Below are 20406 nucleotides of genomic sequence, written 5' to 3'. Positions count from 1 at the left end.
CCCCGCGTCACCGCCGCCTCACCGCGGCGGTGACGCTCGCCGCCTTCCTCGCCGCCGCCTGGATGTTCGCCGACAGCCGCGCCCCGGCCGCGCCCGCTCGTCCCGCCGCCTCGCCGTCCGCTGTGATCTACAACAGCGACGGGCTGTCCGACACCTACGACGGTTTCCACGTCGAGCCGGTGACGCTGCCCGGCGGTCGCGGGCCGGGCACGATCGCCCTGCGGGTCACCGGTCCGACCGCCGACTTCCAGGAGGTCCACACCAAACCCATGCACATGTACGTGTTGCGGGACGACCTGTCCGGCTATCAACACGTACATCCGGTCGACGTCGACGGGGTGTGGACGGCTCCCGTCGACATCGACGACGGCGGCGCGTACCGGGTGTACATCGAGTTCACTCCCCGAGGGCGTCCGGCAGCCGCCGACCCCACGGTGCTCGGGGTGCCGTTCGTGATCCCCGGCGACACCGCGATGATCCCGGTGCCCGCTCCGGAGGAGACCGCGACGTCGGGTGACTACACGGTGCGCCGCCTCGACGGCACCGCCGACCTGACCTCCGGCGCCCAGACCGCCCTGGAATTCCAGGTGCTCCGCGACGGGCAGCCGGCCGAACTGGAGCCCTACCTGGGCGCGTACGCACATCTGTCGAACTTCGAGGTGCGCACCCAGGGCCTGAAACACCTGCACCCGCTGCCGTCGACCGGCCCCGGCCTGCTGAGCTTCCACGCCGCGTTCGCCGAACGGGGCGACAAACGCCTGTTCCTTCAGTTCCGCGCCGGCGGCGAACTGCACGAGGTGGCGTTCACCCTGTTCACGACGTGAGGTCTCGGTGCCGAGAACCGCGAGCAGCGCCGGCTTCTCGTAGCTCCTCGGTGCCCGGGGTGGCCGGGCCGGCCGGGCCGGCCGGGGTGCGGGCACACGAAAGGGCGCCCCGCCGTTGGGGCGCCCTTTCCGCGTCTAGATGAGGGAGTCAGAACCAGACTTTTCGACCACCGACCGGCTTGCCGATGGCACCGAGGATCCAGAGCACCGCACCGATCACCAGGAGGACGATGCCGATGGTGTAGAGGATCGACACCTTGAGCAGGATGCCCAGCAGCAGAAGAATGAGTCCCAGAACCAGCATGACATTTGCTCCGTTTCGTCCGCGAGTGTCTCCCGCATCCACATCACTACCCCGCACCCACCCGCGCCGAAACAGAATGATTTCCCACTATCGGGTCCACCCTGGTCAGAAGAGTTCCGGGATCTCCGCCACCGCTTGCCGGATGAGGGCTCGCCGGGCCGAACCGGCGGCTCCGTCAGGCAGCCGCGCGGCGTCCTCGGCCGGCCAGGCACCCCGGACGAAGGCGACCACCTCGGCGGTGTGCTGATAGGAGTGGCCGTACAGCTCACGATCGGAGCGCTGCCAGACCGCCTCGCCGATCACCAGGATCGTTTCGACCCGGGTGTCCCGCGCGGTCAGTGTCATCACGGCCTCGCCGGAGTCCACCGTCACGAACAGTTCCGCGGACGCCTCCGGCAGGTACGGCAGCAGCGCCGGAAACAGCGCGACCAGCAGCGCCAGCCCGGGCCCCAGGTCGTACCGGCGGCTCCGGGAGTGCAGCAGGGCCGCGACCACCTGCCGGAACAGCTCCACCGGGATGTTCTCGCCGAACCGGCAGAGGTGGGCGAGCATCGGCCGGCTCAGCCATTCGGCGGTCTCCCCGGCGGCGAGGAACGCCCGCGTCATCTCGTCGTCGACGCCGCTGATCCGGCCGGGCACCGGCTCGGTGAGGGTCGCCGCCAGCTCACCGGCCAACTGCTCCGGACCGTCCACCGGGGTGAGCCGGAAGCCGCCGGTCATCATGCCGATGCCGGCGTTGTAGGCGGCGCCGCGCACCCGGTTCGCGGTCTCCAGACGGAGCCGGTGGACGAACGTGTTCGCGATCGGGTCGTTGCGCGCCTCCACCGTCGCCCAACTGGTCGCGGATCGACCCAGCAGGGTGAGCAGATGACGCCACTCCTCACCCCGGTCGCGCTGGAAACCGGCATGCCAGAGCCCGATCAGGGTGATCCACTGCTCCTCCGGGTCGACGTCGGCGGGCGCCAGGTAGGCCAGCGGCACCGGATCGTCGACCAGCCGGGTGAGCAGCAGCACCAGGTTCGCGGTGTACGTCGCCATCCGATCGGTGTACCGGCCACCGGACGGGTCGTAACCGGCGAACGCGCCACGCCCCCACCGATCCGGCGCCGACCGGATGACCCGGCTGAGGACGGCCACCACCCCCTCCCGGGTCTCCTCGTCCTCGGCGTCGAACAGCTGACGGGCGAACGGCATGACTTGCGCCGCCCCGGCGGCGACCAGGCGATGGGACAGCAGCGCGAACAGCAGGTCGTCGTCCCACTGCTGGGAGGCCGGTCGCATCCACGCCCGGTGCAGGTCGACCAGCTGATTGATCAGGTGGTACGCCATCAGGTACTCGCCGAACGTCGCGTGCAGGAACTCGTAGCTGCGCCCGGCGCTGCCGCCGTCGGCCTCCGCCGCGGTGATGAAGAAGAACCGCCCGATGACCCGCCGGGCCGGATCCAGAGCGCCCGCCGGAGTGAGGACCGGGTCGGCGTGCCGGCGGCTGAGCGCGGCCAGGTCCAGCCGCAACTGGTCCTCGCCCAGATGCAGCCGGCCCCGGTTGACCATGCCGAAGGCGACGACGCCCAGCTGCCACATCGCCTCATGGCGTCGCTGCGCGGCGGTGCCCGCCGGCGCGTTCACCGGTTTCGCCAGCTCCCGGGTGATGAAGTCCTGCAGCAGTGCGCCGTACAGGTCGGCGGCCGAACTCTGCTTCGGCAGTGGCCGGTGTGCGGCGTAGACCGCGAGCAGCAGCAGGAGCAGCGGCTGATGTGACAGGTCACCGAGCCCCAGGACGGTCTCCGGGTCCGGGAGCTCCGCGTCGGTGTTCACCGTCCGCCAGGTCCGCAGCCACTGCCTCACCTGATCGTCGGAGAAGTCCTCCAGCTTGACCATCAGCGAGCCGTCCGGGATGCCGGCGAGTTCCGCGACGATGGTGCGCGCGGTGACGACGACGATCAGCGGGTTGCCGGTGATCCGCTCGACGCGTTGGAACTCGGCGACGGCGGCGAGATAGCCGGACTGGGTGGAGCCGGTGGCCTGCATCAGTTCGTCGAGGCCGTCGATGAACAGCACCCGGACGGTCTCCTCACTGGCCGCGCAGAGGTCGGTCCAGCTGACCCGGCCGTTGGTGCTCCGCTCCAGCGGCGCGCTGAGCTGGGCGTGCAGAGGCACCGACGGGTCTGCCACATCACGCAGGGCGACGCGTACCGCCGTGAATCGGTCGGATCCGGCGAGCCGGGCCGCGCAGACCTTGGTGAACAGGCTCTTCCCCGATCCCGGATGGCCGAGGACGACGAGCGGTTTCTCCGTGCTGGCCGGGCCGGCGACATGCCCGGCCAGGAACGTCTCGATGTCGTCCCCGGCCGGGCGGCCGGCCCACCAGCGCTCGTCCCCCGGGCGCGCCTCCTCGTCGGCGATCGCCCATCGGAAGCGCGGGCTCACATATCCGGCCTCCACCGTGGGCAGCGTGACCCCGCCCAGGTCGCCGGCCTCACCGACCGGGATCAGGGTCGCCGCCAGCACCTCCCGGTTGAGCTCCCCGACGGTGCTCAGGACCCGGGCGGTACGCCGGTCGTCGTTCCGGACGATCGCGCACACCCATTCCTCCAGCCGGGCCAGCGACGTACCGGCCAGCTCCTGGGTGGCGGCGTGCTCGCCGAGGGTCGCCCAGATCTCGAACTCGCGGACCTCGGTGGCCAGGCGTACGTACTCCGCCCGGTACCGGCGCGCCGCGCGCTCGACGATCAGCTGCACCAGCGGGTCGGACGGCCGGACGTCGGCGTCGCGGGGCCAGCCGTCGAAACCGGCGAAGAACTCCAGACTCGCCCGGGTCAGCTCCCGGTAGAACGGCTCGATCCGGTCGGTGATGCTCCGGTGCAGGCCACAGGTGGCGTCCGGCATCGGCACCCGGCCCGCGGCGACCAGCCCGACGGCGCGTTCCCCGGCCGCCGTGGTGGTCAGCCGGGTCAGGTCCTCGTCACCCAGGTCGATACGGTCGTAGGCCGGGCCGAGCACCTCGCGCATCGCGGTGAAGAACGAGCCGTGCACCAGCGCGGTGTGGGTGGCGGCCAGCACCTCGAACCGTTCCCGGCGCTCGCCCTTGCGCAGCCGCTCGTAGCCGGCCGAGACCAGGCCGTCGAGCAGGCGTATCGTCTCGTTCTTCTGGTCCACCCAGCCGAAGACGGTGACCAGCTCGGTGACGCCGGTCGCCAGATAGCCGGCGCCGCTGGCCAGAATCGTCAGCCCCAGCAGGCGATCCAGCTTTTCGATGACCTTCGGGGTGTCGGCCAGGATGCGCCGCGCGCCGTCGAGAGTGTAGGGATCGGAAGCCACGAATAGTGATCGTAGTGTCACCCCACGGCCGCGGGTATCATCCGAACCCTGTTCGTGCTGCTCAACCCTGGGGTGATCTCATTTCCGCGCCGTCCCGTTTCGTGTTGTTTCCCGGGCGTCACCACTTGCTGACCCGGTTCCAGGCGGATTTTCTGCACCGTCTCGCGTCCGGCAGCGGCGCCACCGTCGTCTGGGCGGTCACCTCGGCCAACCACGACAACACCCGGCGCAATCCGGTGCCGTACCACCGGCGGGAGGCGGCCATCGAACGGTTCAGCCTGAGCAGCGGGCTGCGGTCGCTGGTGGTCCCGGTCTTCGACGCCGCACCGACCGATGCGTTCGCCGAGGTCACCCTCAAGAGCATCATGGTGGGTACGGGTATCGAGCTCACCCCGTCCGACACCGTGGTCGCCTGCTCCACTCCCGAGGTGGCGAAGCTGTACGAGCGGCTGGGTTTCGCGATCGTGCCGGTGGAGGACGATCCGCTGCTGCGTACCGTCCCGGAACGGCCGTGGGACGTGCTGCTGCGGCTGGCGGCCGGGGACGAGTCGTGGCGCAAGCTGGCCCATCCGGCGACCGTCGACGTCTTCGACAGGTACCGCCTGGTCGACACGGTCCGCACGGTGGTCAACGATCCGCTGGTCGGAGACGAGGGTGGGCTGACCGCGACACGCGACTACCGGACGTACGTGGAGGCCTTCGCCGACGCCGCCGACCGCAAGTGGACGGCGGTGCACCGGCATGTGCGGCCGGGCCGGATCGTGGACATCGGCTGTGGCGCCGGCTCGCTGCTGGAGCTGGCCGACCGGGAGCCGGGCCTGCACGAGAGCGACCTGATCGGCGTCGAGGTGGCCCGGCATCTCTACCAGGAGTGTGTGCACAAGAAGGCGCAGGGTGTCTTCCGCAACGCGAACGTCTACTTCTACCAGCGCAACGTTCTCGGCGGGGCGATCTTCGCGGACCGTTCGGTGGACACCACGCTGACGTTCGCCCTGACCCACGAGATCTGGTCGTACGGCCGTCAGCGCGAGTCGCTGCTCCAGTTCGCGCGCCGGATCTTCGACCACACCGCGCCCGGCGGCGTCTGGATCAACAGTGACGTGTGCGGCCCCGCCGACCGGACCCGTCCGGTGCTGCTGACCCTGGCCGCCGACGACGGCGCGAACCCCGCCCGGCCCCGGCACGATCTGGCCGAACTGCCGTCGGACGAGGTCCGGGAGTATGTCGGCGGCCTGTCCACCCGGGCGAGACTGGACCAGTTCGCCGTCGACTTCGCCTTCCCGTTCACCTTCGAGGCGGCCGGCGACGGCACGGTCCGTGTCGAGCTGGGACCGGCGATGGACTTCCTGACCCGCAAGGACTACACCGACAACTGGCTGTCCGAGACGAAGGAACAGTTCTGCGGCCTGTCCTTCCCGGAGTGGTCGGACCTGCTGGCCGAGGTCGGTTTCGAACTGGACCCGGCATCGGCCCCGATCCGCAACGACTGGGTGATCGACAACCGGATCGCCCCCGTTGCGTCTCTGGCAGCCCTGGACGGCACCCCCCTGGACTGGCCGACCACCCACCTGCTCGCGGTGGCCCGCCGCCCGCACGGCAGCTAGGTCAACCCGTGTGGCGAGTTTCGGTGCGCTCCGCGCCCGAACTCGCCACACAACCCGCGGCAGGAACCCGCGTGGTGACATCCGGCGCGCTCCGCGCCGGATGTCACCACGCGGTTGTCAGGCTGTCGGGACGGTCAGGGCGGCGAAGACGGCCCGGTGGTCGGAGCCGTTGACGTCCCACACCTGGACCTCGCGGACGCCGATCCGGTCGTCGGCCAGCACGTGGTCGATCGTCACCAGGCCGTCCGAACCGTTCCGGGACGGCCACGTGGTGGACAGGCCCTCGCCGACCGCGGCGGCCGCGTCCCGATAACCGGTGTCGAGCAGGTCGCGCATCACCCGGTGGTCCAGGGTGGCGTTGAAGTCGCCGAGCAGGATCGGGAGCGGTCCGGCCGTACCGGCGGGCGTCTGATTCTGGATGTCGGTCCTCCACTGCGGGAACTTGTCCGCCCCGGCCGGCGCCTGCGGGTGCACCGACTCCACGTGCACCGGGACCGCGCCGGGCGGCTGGATCGTCGCGAACGCCTGCTGGAAGCCACCGACGTTGCGGCGCGACGACTGGGTCAGCATCGGATGGCGGGAGTAGACGCCGGAGCCGTCGGCCTCCGGTTTCGGCGACAGCTCCTGATGCGGCAGCAGCTGATCGATACCGGACGCCTTCAGCGCCGCCGCGCCCTGCGGGGTGAACTCCTGCACGGCCAGCACGGCCACGTCGTTGTCCCGGACCAGCTGGACGATCTGGTCCGGGTCGGCCGCCCCGTACAACATGTTGACGGTGAGCACCCGCAGCTCGACGCCGGTGGACGGACCGGTGTCGGCGTCGGCGACCGCGCGCGGCAGCACGACGGCGGCCATCCCGGCGGCGACCACCGCGGCCACCGCGACGGCCGTCCAGCGCCGGGCCAGCGCGGCCACGAGAAGCGGGATCACGGTCCAGGCCGCGACATACGGCGTACCCGCGAACAGCATGATCAGCAGGCCGCGCTCCAGCCCGAAGGCCCGGCCCAGGAACCACAGGACACCGGGCGCCACCAGCAGCCAGACCAGGACGGACACGGACACTCTGCGCCGGGCCGGGCTCTTCTCGGGCGGCGCTTCCATGATCGTCACCCGGGCAAAGGTAGCGGCCACCGCTGACAGGACGCTGAGACAGAGTCCCAGCTCACAGCTCCGTGATGACCACCCATCTGCTCGGGGTGCGGCCGTTGCTGCCGGCCACCGTGATGAGCCTGGGCACGCGGTCGTCCTCGTGCTGACCGGTCCGGCCCGGAGGCTGCGGTCTGTGAGGATCGAGTGATGCTGATCTCCGTGGTGGTGCCGGTCTACAACGAGGAACGTTTTCTGCGGGCCTGTCTGGAGTCCGTTCTCGATCAGCGGGAACCGGTCCACGAGATCATCGTCGTGGACAACGGATCCGACGACGGCACCGAGCGGATACTGGCCGCGTACGCCGGCCGGATCATCGTGCTGCACGAACCGCGCCGGGGTGTCCAGCACGCCCGCAACCGTGGCCTGGACGCGGCCGGCGGGGACGTGATCGGCCGGATCGACGCCGACACCCGACTGCGTCCCGGCTGGTCACAGGGGGTTCGGGAGACGTTCGCGGAGCCTGCGGTGCAGGCCGTCACCGGGCCGGTCACCTACTATGACGTGGCCCTCGCCCGGGTGATCGACGGCGGGGACGCGCTGTTCCGCCGGGTCTGGGGCGGCGCCCGCCTGGACTGGCTGCTCGGCGCCAACATGGCGATCCGGGCCAGTGCCTGGCACCGGATCCGGCCCGGACTGTGCGCCGACGCGGGCGTGCACGAGGACATCGACCTCGGCATCCACCTGCACCGGGAGGGCTCGGCCACGGTCTTCGCACCGGGCATGCGGGCGGGCACCTCGGCCCGGCGGATCGCCAACCGGTTCCGCGACTACCGGGCGTACGTGCTGATGACCGAAAAGACCTACCAGCGACATGGGTACGCGTACCGCCGGGCCTGGCTCACCGCCCGGATTCAGTTCCTGCTGTTCCCGATGCTGCGCCTGGCGTACGCCCTGGGTCAGCCCCGGCCGTGGACCGCTCTGCGCGGCGACGGCGGCCGGAAGAATCCCATGCTGCCCGGCCGCTGACCAGCCCGATCCAGCCGAACCCGGTGAACAGCGCGATCCGCTCCAGCAGCCCGCTCGGCGTGCCGGGCAGCACACCCCAGGCGTCCAGCAGCACCAGCACCGTCGCCGCCGTGAACGACACCGCCATCACCGCGGCGACCAGCCGGTTCCGCACCGCGACCAGCGCCACCACCGCCAGCGCCACGGCGATCGACTGGTGGATCAGGCCGCGCGTGGTGTGCTCCTCGGCAACCCCGGGCGGAAAACCCAGACCCGCGTCGGTACGCACCACGGCCAGCGCCACCAGCAACAGCCCGCACCACACGACCGGTCTCCGGGAGAGCCCGAGCCCGCACAGCACCAGCCACAGGCCGCACAGGGCGAGGTTCGCGGTGCCTCGCCAGCCGTCCGGGCCGAGCGCCAGCTGACTCACCCAGTTGCGCAACTCGTCATAACCGGGCCTGGTCAGCCCGTCCACCGTGCTCACCACGATCATCTGCACGGCGGCGAGCACCCCGAACCAGGACAGCGCCCGTCTTCCCCCGCACATCCACCCGAGACTATCTTCCCTGCCGTGAGAATCGCGCACTTCTGCGACAGCCACACCGGCCGCCCCGACGGGGTGATCCGCTCCACCGAACTCACCGTCGCCCTGCTGCGTGATGCCGGGCTGCCCGTCGACCTGTACCGGCCCGGCACCGTGCCGAGCGTTCCGGTCCCGTTCCGGCAGGTCCGGGTCGGGTTGCCGTTCCGGGCCCGCCCCGCCGACATCGTCCACGCGCACACCAGTGGCCCGATCGGGGTGACCGGATTCCGGGCCGCCGCCGCGTGGCGGGTCCCGCTGGTCGTCACCTGGCACACCGATCTGCTGGCGTACGCCGACCTGTTCGCCGAGATCCCGGCCGGTGCCGCGTGGTGCGCCCGGTCCCTCGGGCTCGGCTGGACCCCTCGGGAGTACCGGGAGCTGACCCGGCCCGGCGCCGTCCGCCGCCGTCGGCTGGAGGTGCTGGGGCGGGCCCTGTTCGCGCGGATGGCGGTGGCGATCGCCCCGTCGGGCAAGACCGCCGCCGGATTCGCCGCCTTCCAGCCGACTGTGCCGGTCCACGTCCTGCCGACCCCGGTGTCCGTCGATCCGGCGTTCGCTGAGCACCGGGACCGGAACGTGGTGTTGTCGGTCGGCCGGGGCACACCGGAGAAGAACCCGGAACTGCTGCTCCAGGCCTTCGCCAAGGTGGTGGCGTCCCGGCCGGCCACCCGGCTGATCCTGCTCGGCGTCCACCGGCAGCGCCGTCACCTCACCCACCGGGTCGCGGCGCTGGGGCTCGGCGGGCACGTGGACATCCAGCCTCCGGTGCCGTACCGGCAAGTCTCTGATCTTTATCGGTCCTCGGGTGTGCTGGCCTTCGCCTCGACCACCGACACCCAGGGTCTGGTCCTCGCCGAAGCCGAAGCCCACGGCCTGCCGGTGGTGCTGGCCGACCGCGGCCTGGCGACCCGCCCCGGCAGGGTCGGCGGCGACCGCTTCACGTGCGAGCCGGAGCCGGACGCCTTCGCCGCCGCCCTGCTGCGGATGCTCGACGACGAGTCCCTGCGCGCCCGGGTGATCAGCGAGGGCCGGCGGGCGGCCGAGGCCTACTCCCCGGAGATCTTCCGCGACCGGCTGCTGGAGATCTACCGCTCAGCGCGGCCGGTGACCGAGCTCAGACCGCGTGCCGATTAGTGGCTCGATTCGAGCCACTAATCGGCACGCGGAAACTCGCATCAGGGGCGATAGACGTCGGCGGTGAGCCGGCAAGCGTCCGGAGCGGCGGCGACGTCAGCGAAATCCTGCCAGCCGTTGCCGATCTTGTTGGCGGTGATTGCCCACGCGTTGTTCCACTCACGGTGGCGGTACTGCAGCAGGTGGCCCTCATTCGTCGCCCCGTCGGGGACGATGCCGAACAGGGTGTTGCCTCCGGCCGAGAACACACCACTCTGGAACTGCTGCCAGCCGGCGCCGGCCTGGAACCCCTTGGTCACCCAGGAACGGGTGGTGGTGTCGTAGTGGTACCGGTACAGCTTGCCGTCGGACTTGGCCCGCGCGTAGAGCACACCGGCGTCGGCGGCGATCACCTTGTCGTACTGGTCCCAGCCGGTGTCGATGCTCTCCTCGAGCGTCCAGGTCAGCGTCGTCGCGTCCAGGCGCGACCGGATCAGGTTGCCGGAGCCGTCGACGCGGTAGAAGTCACCCGCCCGGTCAACGGTGATCTTGTCCTTCCACTCCGGCAGCGCGTAAGGGGCGAACTGCGCGCCGATGGTGTCCTTGGTCTTGGTCCAGGCCACGCCCTCACCGTTCCAGACGTAGTGGAACAGCCCTCCGGCGTTGATGCCGAAGACCTGGTTCCTCGGTCCGGCGAGGATCTTGCCGAACTGGTTCCAGCCGAAGCCGACCGGGTTCTTGCCATTGACGTATTCCCAGGTGGGAGTCAGGATCGACGGCTGCTTCAGCCCGTAGATCAGCATCGTGCCGTCGGGGTTGACGGCGAAGATGTTGGCGCTCGCGGAGCAGTCGGTCGAGCGCGCCGACGAGGTCAGCCCGAGGCCGCTCGGCACCTCACGCTGTTCGAGGGTGTCCCCGCCGATCACCGACACCGCCGTCGCGCCGGGCTGGCGGGCGACCATCTTGGACGAGCCGCCGCCGTCGAGGCTGATCGCGTCATCCGCGCCGAGGGCTTTCAGCGCCTGAGCCGCCTGCGCGAACGTCATGCCGTACTGCACTTTGGTGTTCTTGTCCGTGTAGCCGTCGGCGACGAGCATCCAGATCTTCGTGCCGTCGGCGGAGAATCCGATCGCCGTACGCGGCCGGGTCGTGGTGTTGGTGAAGGTCTTCACCGCCCCGTTCTCCAGCAGGATCCACTCGTCGCTGGCGCCGATCGCGACCGTGGCGGAGGCCGGTGCCCCGGACGCCGTGACCGGCCGGTAGTCGACGGTGACCGCGGTGCCGGCGACGAGCCCGGCGAGCTTCTCGACCCCGGCGCCGGTGCCGACCAGGACGACCGATCCGGGCGCCACGGCACCACCGGCGCTGTTGTTCACCTTGGTCACCACGCCGTTGGTGATGACCACTTCACGGACCGGCGTGGATCCCGAGGTGGTGACCGCCCGGTCGGCGCTGCCCCACAGTTCGGAGTAGATACCGACGCCGTTCTTGATCAGCAGCGGCGCGTTGAGCTGGTCCGCGGCGATCGGCGCCCCACCGGCCGGTGTGACGCTCGCCTTCAGATACAGCTTCACGTATTCGGCCAGCGTCCCGGTGCCGCTGGGCGTGAAGGCCGCCACCCCGTGGTAGTCGCCGGTGGTCAGGGCACGCCCGCTGCGCAGCGTCCCGTCACTGATGGCCATGCCGTTCGGCGCGTCGGTGTGGCCGTCGACGTTGCCGTCCCAGAAGTCGCCGTTGACCGCGGCCACCGCCTTGGCGGCCGCCGCCATCGTGGACACCTGCGCGGTGCTGCGGCTTACGGTCGCCCCGGACAGGTATCTGACCCCCAGCGTCGGCGTGGTCAGGTCCGCCTCGAAGACCTGCACCTTCAGCTGGGCTCCAGTGCCGTTCACGGTTCTCAGGCCCAGCCCGGGAGCGATGGCCACCGGGGCGGTCACCGTGATCGCCGCCGACGCCGGTGAGGCCGGGAGCACGATCGCGCCGGTGGCCGCGGTCAGCCCGGCGAGCAGAAACGCGGTACGAGTCAGTCGCAAAGGATCTCCCCATGATCAATATGTGCTCGAAGCGATCAAGGTACTGGAGGCCGGCCGCCGGAAGCGTGCAAGGTCGGTGTCAGACCGATTCGCCGACGGATCGATGTCGTGGGGCTCACCGGCCCCGGCCCAGATCGTCGCGCATCTCCCGGACCAGAGAGGACACCACCGCCTTGAGGCTGCCGTCGCTGGCCGCGGCGGCCCGTAACTGCCGCTGGTAGCTGGCGCCATGGGTGACGATCTCCCGCAGAGAGTCCAACTCGGCGGCACAGTCCAGCGACTCGGCGATCGGCGCCAGCGACAGCAGCAGCTCCTCCAGATCCTTGGTGACCAGTTGCTCGTCACCGGCGGCGTTACGGATGATGATCGCGTCCATGCCGTACCGGGCGGCCCGCCACTTGTTCTCCCGGACGAACCACGGTTGCATCCGGGGCACCTCCCGGCCGGCGTCCAGCTCCCGGGACAGATGCTCGACCAGGCACTGGGTCAGGGCGGCCAGCGCGGCGATCTCCCGGACCGTCGGGATGCCGTCGAAGGTGCGCACCTCGATCGTGCCCCACGACGGCGACGGGCGGATGTCCCAGCGCAGCTCGTTGAGTTCCTCGATCACCCCGGTGTGCATCAGGTCGGCCACCATCCCCTCGAACTGGGCCCAGTCGCTGAACTGCGGCGGCAGCCCCGCGGTCGGCAGTTGCTGGAACATCAGCGCGCGGTTGGAGGCGTACCCGGTGGTCTCCCCCGCCCAGAACGGGCTGGACGCGCTGAGCGCCTGGAAGTGCGGCAGCCAGGTGAGCAGTCCGTCGATGATCGGCAGCACCTTGCGGCGATCCTCGACCCCGACGTGCACGTGCACGCCCCAGATCATCATCTGCCGGCCCCACCAGCGGGTACGGTCGATCAGGGTGTCGTACCGCGGCTTCCCCGGCGTGACCTGCTGGCGGAACCATTGACTGAACGGGTGGGTGCCGGACGACAACAGATCGACACCCATCGGTTCGGCCAGGGTGGTGGCCCGCTCAGCGAGCCGGGTGAGATCCCCGACCGCGTCCCGGACCCGCCGGTGCGGCGCGCTGATGATCTCGACGGTGTTGGTCAGCAGCTCGTTGGTCACACGCGGAAATGTGCTGGTGGCGCCGATCCGGGAGATCAGCTCCGGGGCTGCGGCGGTGAGCTCGCCACTGCGCCGATCGACGCAGGCAACCTCCCACTCGATCCCCAAACCCGACCGTTCCGATGGGGCGAAGTCGATACCCATGCCCCGATTCTAGGGAGCCCGAAGCCCCCGCAGCGGTGACCGTCTCATCGACGGCCTTACTTCCCGCGCCGTCATCCGATGGGCAGCCGGGAGGTCGTGGTGGTGAGCGGGTGGTGTCCGCCGAGTACCGGCTGGCTCCCGAATCGCCGTACCCCGCCGCCCTCGACGACGTGTCGGCGGTGTGGAAGTGGATGCGGGTGAACGCCGCCGGCCTCGGTGTGGACCCGGACCGGGTGGCCGTCGGCGGGGAGAGCGCGGGTGGGGGCATCGCCGCGAGCCTGGTCCAGCGGCTGCACGACACGGGCGGGCCGGAACCGGTCCCGCAGTGGCTGTTCGCACCGATGCTCGACGACCGGACCGCCGCCCGCCGCGAACTCGACGAACTGGACCACTTCGTCTGGAACAACCGGTCGAACCGGTTCGGCTGGACCTCCTACCTGGGGCAGACGGCCGGGGCTGCGGAGGTGCCCGCCTACGCGGTGCCGGCCCGCCGCGCCGACCTGACCGGGCTTCCCCCGGCCTGGTTGTACGCCGGTGACATCGAGCTGTTCCACGACGAGATCGTGGAGTACGCCGGCCGGCTGCGCACCGCCGGCGTGGACACCACCCTGACGATCGTGCCCGGAGCCGCACACGGGTTCGAGAACTGGGCCGCCACCACCCCGCTCGCGGCCGCCCTGCTGGACGAGGCACGGATCTGGCTGGACGGCAGGCTGCGGGAGCGGGCCTGAACGCCCAGCTCTGATCCCCCGGCCGGGACCGCCACGATCCCGGCCGGGGACTCTCGCTCAGTGCTCGCGGTCGGACACCCGGGCCACGCCGCGAGCCGGGTGGGTCGGGTGGGTCGGGTAGTGGTTCGGGCTGCCCAGCCCGTCGAAGTCGGCGGCCACGTGGCCGTCCACGTCCGCCTCGGCCGGGTCCACACCCTCGGCCAGCGCCCGCTTGCGGGCCAGCACCCGGCGCACCACCAGGAAGATCACGAAGATGATGCCGAGCGCCAGCACCACCTTGCTGAACGGGCTGAGGTAGCCCTCCACCCGGTCCCAGTTGTCGGCGAGCGCGTAACCCGCACCGATCAGCGCGGCGTTCCAGATGCCACTGCCGATCGTGGTGAAGATGATGAACTTGACCAGCGGCATCCGGGCCACACCGGCCGGCAGCGAGATCAGGCTCCGGATGATCGGAATGCACCGGGCGACCAGAACCAGCCACGTGCCGTATTTCTCGAACAGCGCGTAACCACGCTCCACGTCCGCCCGGGTGGCCAGCACGAACCAGCGCTTGCCGGCCAGCTGGTGCAGCCGGTCGTAGCCGAGCAGGGCGCCCACGTAGTAGAGGACGACCGCGCCGGACACCGCACCGATGGTGGCGGTGACCCAGACGGCGAAGACGTTCATGTCACCGTCGCGCGCGTGGAACCCGGCCAGCGGCAGGATCAGCTCGGACGGGATCGGCGGGATCACGGTCTCCAGGAAGAGCAGCAGACCGACGCCTATCGCGCCGAGTGCATCGACCAGTCGAAAGACCCATTCGGTGATCCAGTCGGTGATGCCACCCATGCAGCGATCGTCCCTCTCGTTCCGAGCCGGCGACCGTCCCCTGGCCGCACTGACCCTGGAGGCTACGTGCGAAAACTACACACTTCCTGTGAGTCCGCTGTCTGCCCGGAGGGACACCCGTCAGGGGACGCGTGGATATGACAAAAAGTGTTTAAGTCCCAGAAGAGCCGATTACCATTGATATCGTCACTTACGTTGGGCGGACCGCCCGCGTGAACACGCTGGTGGCGTCGCCGTCGCGGCCGGGCTGCGACAGTGCTCTCCCATGGTCTCCGCGGTGCCGGCGCCACACTCAGCTCCCTGATCAGCCCCTGGTAGATGGCGGCCGCGGGCTTGGGCCGACAACCGGAATCGAACAGGCCGAGCTGGTACAGCGGGTGGTCCTGGGCACCGCGGATCAGCTGGCACCCCGGGCCACCGCGGCGGTGATCGCGGGCGTGGACCGGGCCTTGCACGCCGAGATCCGGCGCCGCATCTCACTCGGTGAACCCGCCGACACCGTCCGCACCGAGATCCGGAATGCCGCCGAGCGCACGTTCCCGACGCTCAGCGCCGCGCTGGATCCCTAACTCCGCACCGGTACCAGCGACGGCGACGACGGCCCCGCGCGGCGGCCCCGAGCCCGGTCCGATGACGGAGCCTCGGTCACACCGCGGCCGCCTGGACCTCCCCCGTCATACTCACGATCATGATCGAATCCATTCCTCCGCAGGTGAACGGCCCTGGCGCCCGGGGCGGTCTCCCCGTCCCCTAGGCCGCCGCGGCCAGCCCCTGGGCCCTGATCGCACTCGCGGTGGGCGCTGTCGCGAGCGTGGCGCTCCGACGTAGGCGCGCCAGGATCTGACCCGGGCCGGCGTGGCCGGCCCCAGCCGGGCCGGCGTGGCCGGATCCCAGCCGGGCCGGCGTGGCCGGATCCCAGCCGGGCCGGCGTGGCCGGGGTCGATGTCTCAGGTGGCCCGGGGAGCGGCGGCGTCCACCAGGGCCAGCGCGTGCTCCCGGCCCGGGCAGCGGCGTGGACCCGCGCCGAACGCCAGGTCGCCGGCCAACCGGACCCGGACCACCGTTCCGGCCTCGACGTCCAGTGCCGCCCCCGGGCCCGCCTGCCGTTTGGTGGCCGGCACCGGCGGATCGTCGCGCAGCACGTCACCGACCGCCCGTTCCCGGGCCCGCTCGATCAGGGTGGCGGTCGCGTCGCACGCCTGCACCAGGATGCCGATCCGGGCCGCGGTCGCCTCGTCGTGAACCCCGCCGAAGACCCGGACCAGGGCTTCCACCGCGACATCGGCTCGGGTGTCGTCACCGGTGCCCGGCTGGTAGGCCCGCGCCACCTCCCGAACCTGATCCACCGGCACATCAGAAGCGCCCATGGCCCGGGCCAGTGTCGCCACCGGATGCGCCGGCGGACCGTCCCGCAGCACGGCCGGCGGAATCCCGTCGAGGACGGCGACTTGGAGAGCGCGCCGCCGGGCGTGGACCGCACCGCCCGCGAACCGGCCGACGGTGGCCCGCAACCACCCGATCCCGGTCGAGGCGGGCGGCACCGGCGGCGGCACGAACGCGGGATCGTTCAGAACGGCACGCACGGCAGCGGGGTCGGTGATTTCGAGCATGCGGCGACCGTACGGCCGCGATTGTTCGGTCTTCGCCGAACCGACCCGCCGGTAGGTTCGTGGATCGCGTGGGAGCGAGGCGAGGTTCGGATGACGGGCCACGGCGCAGCCGCGCGGGAGCTACTGCACAGAACTCGAGGTGAGCCGGTGACCGCAGCGGACGACCTGGCGACGTTGGCCGGCCTGCTGGCCGACCGGACCCGGGCCGCGATGTGCCTGGCCCTGCTGGACGGTCGCGCCTGGACCGCCGGCGAGCTGGCCGTCCACACCGGCGTAGCCCGCTCCACCGCCACCGAACACCTGAACCGCCTGATCAATAGCGGACTGCTGGTGGAGGAACGTCAGGGCCGGCACCGATACGTCCGCCTGACCGGCCCGGCCGTCGCCCAACTACTCGAAGACCTGGCCGGAGGCCTGCCCACTCCCCCGGAACCAGGCCACACCGGACCAGCCGGTGCTCCTGACGCACGCCGGGAACCGGTCCGTGGACTGCGCGCGGCCACCGCGGACGAGGCGCTGCGGCGGGCCCGGACCTGCTACGACCACCTGGCCGGCCGACTCGGCGTGCAGATCACCGATGCGATGATCGGGAACGGTCTGCTGGATCATTCGAGTGGTTTCGCGGTGACGGCAGCCGGTCGCGCCTGGTTCGCCACCGAACTCGGCGTGGACTCACTGACCGCCGGCCGGCGCCCACCGGCCCGCTCCTGTCTGGACTGGACCGAACGCCGCCCTCACCTGGCCGGGGTGGCCGGCGCCCGCCTGTGCGCCGCGTTGTTCACCCGAGGCTGGCTGACCCGGATCGGTTCCGGCCGGGCCGTCCGCCTGACCGGCTCCGGCGAATCCGCCCTGAAAACCATCCTGCCATTCCGATAAAAAGCGCAGAAGGCCGAATACCAACGTCCAGGTCCGCGATGGGAAAAATTCCAGATTCTATGGATGTACGCCAATCAGCTCAACGAAAATCCATTCGCCCTGTCTGGTCCGCGCGAGGCGAGCGCCACTCCGGACCGTCCGGCGACCGCCGGGCCGAATGCGGTGGCCAGGGTTAACCCCGCTCCCGAGCCCTTGGTCGACGAACGCCCGGATCAAGCTTCTCGTTGATGACCAAGCTTCTCGGCTGCCGGCCCGCTCGCGGTCGATTCCTCGCGCGAGTGTCCGCCTTCCAGCTCCACCCTGGCCGATCTTGGTGGATTTACCACCGAAAACGGTGGTAAATCCACCAAGATCTCTGCTGAGCGGGTCGCCCGCGCGCGAGATCGCCGGATTTCGGGTCGCCGCGCGAAATCGACCGCAATGGATCCGGCGGCCGCGGAGAAGGCTCGATCCGGTGGCGAACAGCCCAAGATCTGCCGCGATCAGGCCGGAAATCGAGGGGCGCTCCCGAAATGGCGGCAGAACGACAACGCGTGGGTATTCACGAGCACCGGGAAAGCAGCCGGCCACCGCGCCGGTCAGCCGGCGGTGATGGTCTCCCAGGAGTAGGCCAGGAGGGCGGAGGCGGCGCCGAGCAGGGCCAGGCTGATGCGGCCGGTGTTGACCGGGAGGGCGGCGATCACCAGCAGGATGACGGCGATGATGTAGAGAAGGCCCGGAATCGACATGTCTGCTCCTATGTGTGGGGGAAGGTCGAGCGGCGTGCCAGTACCCCTGCGCCGAGCGCGGCTAAACCACCCTGTGGGAGCGATCCCAAAGCGCGAACGGAGCAGCGCCCGCCCCGCCGGATGAGGGTGGGACGGGCGCCGTCGATCGTCAGAGGCTCAGCGACCAGTTCTTGATGTATCCGGTGTCGATCGAGGCGGCGTCCTGGACCCGGAGTTTCCAGGTGCCGTTGGCGGTCTCGGAGGACAGGTTGACGGTGTAGGTGGCGTCGATGTTGTCGGCACTGCCGCCGGTGCGGCTGCGCAGGGTGTAGACGGTGCCGTCCGGGGCGACCAGCGAGACGACCAGGTCACCGACGTACGTGTGGACGATGCTCACCGCGACCGAACTGTTCGAGGAGGCGTTGCCGTCGCAGCCGCTGATCACGAGGGCGGATTCGACGGTGGTGTTGTCCGGGACTGCCACGTCGGTGTTGTTGGTGCCGGAGCAGCCGGGCAGGCCGTTGACGGTGAGCGCCACGCCGGCCTGCCGGATGGTGGCCGGTGAGGTGCCGATCACGGTGACCGCGTATTCGCCGCTGTCGGCTTCGGCCGAGGCGGTGAGGGTGAGCGTGGCGGTCTCGCCGGCGGTCACCGACGGGGAGCTGAACGCCGCGGTCACGCCGGGCGCCAGGCCGGAGGTGGTCAGGTCGATGGTCTGCGCCTCGCCGTCGAGGCTGGCGGTGGTGACGGTGACGTCGGCGCTGGTGCCGGGGTCGAGTGTCACCGCGGTCGGGGCCACGGTCACCGAGAAGTCGTTGGCGACCGGGCATTCCAGGTCACTGCCGGCCACGTTGACCGCGGTCCACGCCGCCTGGACCGCCTTGTACTCACTGGAGCACAGGCCGTACAGGTCGGTGGCTGCGGACAGGGTGTAGGCGCGGGAGGTGTTCGACGGGGTGGTGGTGTTGACGTACCGGGTGTTGGACGTGAAGTAGACGTCGAGCGCCCGGAACCAGATCTTCTCCGCCTTCTCCCGGCCGATGCCGACCACGCCGGGGGCGGTGCCGCAGATGGGCGAGGTGCCGTACGCGGTGGCGCCGGTGCCCTCGGCCAGGTTGAAGAAGAAGTGGTTGCCCGGACCGGACGAGTAGTGCACGTCGACGCTGTTGGTGTTGGTGGCCCAGCAGCCGTGCGAGCGCCCGTCCAGGGTCGGGTCGTACATGTAGCGCAGCGGGGTGCCGTTGCCATTGATGTCGATCTTCTCGCCGACGTCGTAGTCACCCGGGTCGCTGGCGGTGTCGGCGTAGAACTCGACCATCGAGCCGAAGATGTCGCTGGTCGCCTCGTTGAGGCCACCGGACTCGCCGGAGTAGGTGAGGCCACCGGAGACCACGTTCTCGGTGACGCCGTGCGACATCTCGTGGCCGGCCACGTCGAGGGAGACGAGCGGCTTGGCGTTGCCGGCGCCGTCACCGTAGGTCATCTGGGCGCCGTCCCAGAACGCGTTGACGTACGCGTTGCCGTAGTGCACCCGGGACGGCACGCCGCGCCCGTCGCCGAAGATTCCGTTGCGCCCGTGCACGTTCTTGAAGTAGTCGTAGGTGACCGCGGCGCCGAAGTGCGCGTCGACCGCCGCCGACTGCCGGCCGCTGGGCACTCCGGTGCCCCACACGTTGTCGTCGTCGGTGAAGGTGGTGCAGGTGCCGGTGCCGTTGTTCATGTCGCAGGTGCGGCCGTTGCCACGCACCGGGTCGATCAGGCTGTAGGTGGAGCCGGAGAGCGTGGACTCGACGGCGACGGTGCCGGAGTAGACGCTGGAGCCGGTGCCGGTGATGTGGTTGATGTCGTCGTACTCGCCGATGAGCTTGCCGGTGACCGCGTCGGTGATGACGTGGAAGCGGGAGGGGGTCTGCCCGTCGGGCGCCCAGCCGTGCAGCACGGTCTCCCAGGCCAGCTTGCCATACCCGGTGCTGGCGTCGATGAACAGCTCGGGCTGGTCGGTCTCGGTCAGTCTGCCCTCGAAGCGGGCCTTCGCCGACTTGAGCGCGGTGGCGCTCTTGACCTTGGCGGCGGTGCTCAGGGTGAGCGGCTTGGCCAGGCCCAGCGAGGTCCCGGCGAGGGTGCCGTCGGCGCGGGTGTGCACGACGAAGTCGCCGCCGTGGACGCGCAGGCCCCGATATTCACGGGTGTAGCGGACGTGCGAGTCGCCGTCCGGATCGACGGTGGTCCGGTAGGCGTGGTAGGTCTCGTCTCCGGCGGCGGCGATGGCTGCCGGGCGGGCCTCGATCAGGTCGTCGGCCCGGCTGACGGCCTGGGCGGGCGAGGGCGGAGCGGGCGTCGGCGCGGCCGAGCCGCTCGTGGCGGTGGCCACGAGGGTGCTGCCGACCAGCGCGGTGACGCCGGCCAGCGCAAGGGTTCTCTTCACGCGGTTCCTCCCGAAACCAGGGATGCACACATGGAAATGTGTATATGGATTATGGCGTGAAGATAGCGACGATCTTATATATCTTACGGGTCATACCA

The 20406-nt window shown here is 70.4% G+C and carries 16 protein-coding genes and 1 pseudogene; 7 read left to right on the top strand and 10 right to left on the bottom strand.

The features are described 5' to 3' along the window. Nucleotides 1-29: 29 nt before the first annotated feature. The gene (locus ACQ0O7_RS10410; protein WP_430781696.1) at nt 30-824 is read left to right on the top strand and encodes a hypothetical protein; all 795 of its coding nucleotides are present in this window, start codon (nt 30-32) and stop codon (nt 822-824) included. Nucleotides 825-972: 148 nt separating this feature from the next. On the opposite strand, the gene ACQ0O7_RS10405 is transcribed toward ACQ0O7_RS10410, so the two are convergent. Together ACQ0O7_RS10405 and ACQ0O7_RS10400 are read right to left on the bottom strand one after the other, a co-directional pair. Continuing rightward, complete coding sequence (locus tag ACQ0O7_RS10405; RefSeq protein ID WP_430781695.1) at nt 973-1128, bottom strand: hypothetical protein; 156 nt, start codon at nt 1126-1128, stop codon at nt 973-975. Nucleotides 1129-1233: 105 nt separating this feature from the next. Next, on the bottom strand, nt 1234-4446 hold the full coding sequence (locus ACQ0O7_RS10400) for an NACHT domain-containing protein (RefSeq protein WP_430781693.1): 3213 nt from the start codon (nt 4444-4446) through the stop codon (nt 1234-1236). 125 nt (nt 4447-4571) lie between these two features. On the opposite strand from ACQ0O7_RS10400, the gene ACQ0O7_RS10395 reads away from it, so the two are divergent. Next, nucleotides 4572-6050, top strand: a complete 1479-nt coding sequence (locus ACQ0O7_RS10395) for a class I SAM-dependent methyltransferase (RefSeq protein WP_430781692.1) — start codon at nt 4572-4574, stop codon at nt 6048-6050. A gap of 117 nt (nt 6051-6167) precedes the next feature. Here the strand turns inward: ACQ0O7_RS10395 and ACQ0O7_RS10390 are convergent, their stop codons facing one another. Next, the gene (locus ACQ0O7_RS10390; RefSeq protein ID WP_430781924.1) at nt 6168-7151 is read right to left on the bottom strand and encodes an endonuclease/exonuclease/phosphatase family protein; all 984 of its coding nucleotides are present in this window, start codon (nt 7149-7151) and stop codon (nt 6168-6170) included. Nucleotides 7152-7346: 195 nt separating this feature from the next. Between ACQ0O7_RS10390 and ACQ0O7_RS10385 the strand changes: the two are divergent. Beyond that, nucleotides 7347-8018 (top strand): annotated as a pseudogene (locus tag ACQ0O7_RS10385) (glycosyltransferase family 2 protein); the annotation flags it as partial. Between the two features lie 19 nt (nt 8019-8037). Here the strand turns inward: ACQ0O7_RS10385 and ACQ0O7_RS10380 are convergent. After that, complete coding sequence (locus ACQ0O7_RS10380) at nt 8038-8694, bottom strand: DUF998 domain-containing protein (protein WP_430781691.1); 657 nt, start codon at nt 8692-8694, stop codon at nt 8038-8040. Nucleotides 8695-8718: 24 nt separating this feature from the next. Between ACQ0O7_RS10380 and ACQ0O7_RS10375 the strand changes: the two genes are divergently transcribed. Next, the gene (locus ACQ0O7_RS10375) at nt 8719-9864 is read left to right on the top strand and encodes a glycosyltransferase (protein ID WP_430781690.1); all 1146 of its coding nucleotides are present in this window, start codon (nt 8719-8721) and stop codon (nt 9862-9864) included. Between the two features lie 41 nt (nt 9865-9905). Here the strand turns inward: ACQ0O7_RS10375 and ACQ0O7_RS10370 are convergent, their stop codons facing one another. Then, nucleotides 9906-11876, bottom strand: a complete 1971-nt coding sequence (locus ACQ0O7_RS10370; protein ID WP_430781688.1) for a phosphodiester glycosidase family protein — start codon at nt 11874-11876, stop codon at nt 9906-9908. Between the two features lie 115 nt (nt 11877-11991). Then, on the bottom strand, nt 11992-13131 hold the full coding sequence (locus tag ACQ0O7_RS10365) for a glutamate--cysteine ligase (protein ID WP_430781687.1): 1140 nt from the start codon (nt 13129-13131) through the stop codon (nt 11992-11994). 113 nt (nt 13132-13244) lie between these two features. On the opposite strand from ACQ0O7_RS10365, the gene ACQ0O7_RS10360 reads away from it, so the two are divergent. Continuing rightward, a complete protein-coding gene (locus ACQ0O7_RS10360) occupies nt 13245-13862 on the top strand; it encodes an alpha/beta hydrolase (RefSeq protein WP_430781686.1) in 618 nt (205 codons plus the stop codon). A gap of 57 nt (nt 13863-13919) precedes the next feature. Here ACQ0O7_RS10360 and ACQ0O7_RS10355 read toward each other — a convergent pair whose 3' ends face one another. Next, nucleotides 13920-14690, bottom strand: coding sequence for a DedA family protein (locus tag ACQ0O7_RS10355; RefSeq protein WP_430781685.1), 771 nt, complete (start codon nt 14688-14690; stop codon nt 13920-13922). A 377-nt stretch (nt 14691-15067) separates the two neighbouring features. Between ACQ0O7_RS10355 and ACQ0O7_RS10350 the strand changes: the two genes are divergently transcribed. Further along, nucleotides 15068-15259, top strand: coding sequence for a hypothetical protein (locus ACQ0O7_RS10350; RefSeq protein WP_430781684.1), 192 nt, complete (start codon nt 15068-15070; stop codon nt 15257-15259). A gap of 378 nt (nt 15260-15637) precedes the next feature. Here the strand turns inward: ACQ0O7_RS10350 and ACQ0O7_RS10345 are convergent, their stop codons facing one another. Further along, nucleotides 15638-16300 (bottom strand): hypothetical protein, encoded by a 663-nt coding sequence (locus ACQ0O7_RS10345; protein WP_430781683.1) that lies wholly within the window; start codon nt 16298-16300, stop codon nt 15638-15640. A gap of 147 nt (nt 16301-16447) precedes the next feature. Between ACQ0O7_RS10345 and ACQ0O7_RS10340 the strand changes: the two genes are divergently transcribed. Continuing rightward, a complete protein-coding gene (locus tag ACQ0O7_RS10340; protein WP_430781682.1) occupies nt 16448-17176 on the top strand; it encodes an ArsR/SmtB family transcription factor in 729 nt (242 codons plus the stop codon). A 578-nt stretch (nt 17177-17754) separates the two neighbouring features. On the opposite strand, the gene ACQ0O7_RS10335 is transcribed toward ACQ0O7_RS10340, so the two are convergent. Next, on the bottom strand, nt 17755-17904 hold the full coding sequence (locus ACQ0O7_RS10335) for a hypothetical protein (protein ID WP_430781681.1): 150 nt from the start codon (nt 17902-17904) through the stop codon (nt 17755-17757). A gap of 148 nt (nt 17905-18052) precedes the next feature. Then, a complete protein-coding gene (locus tag ACQ0O7_RS10330) occupies nt 18053-20308 on the bottom strand; it encodes a M4 family metallopeptidase (RefSeq protein ID WP_430781680.1) in 2256 nt (751 codons plus the stop codon). Nucleotides 20309-20406 lie beyond the last annotated feature (98 nt).

Origin of the sequence: Actinoplanes sp. G11-F43, assembly GCF_050589265.1 — a bacterium.
Taxonomy (GTDB): Bacteria; Actinomycetota; Actinomycetes; order Mycobacteriales; family Micromonosporaceae; genus Actinoplanes.
This window is presented reverse-complemented; position numbering and strand designations above follow the sequence as displayed.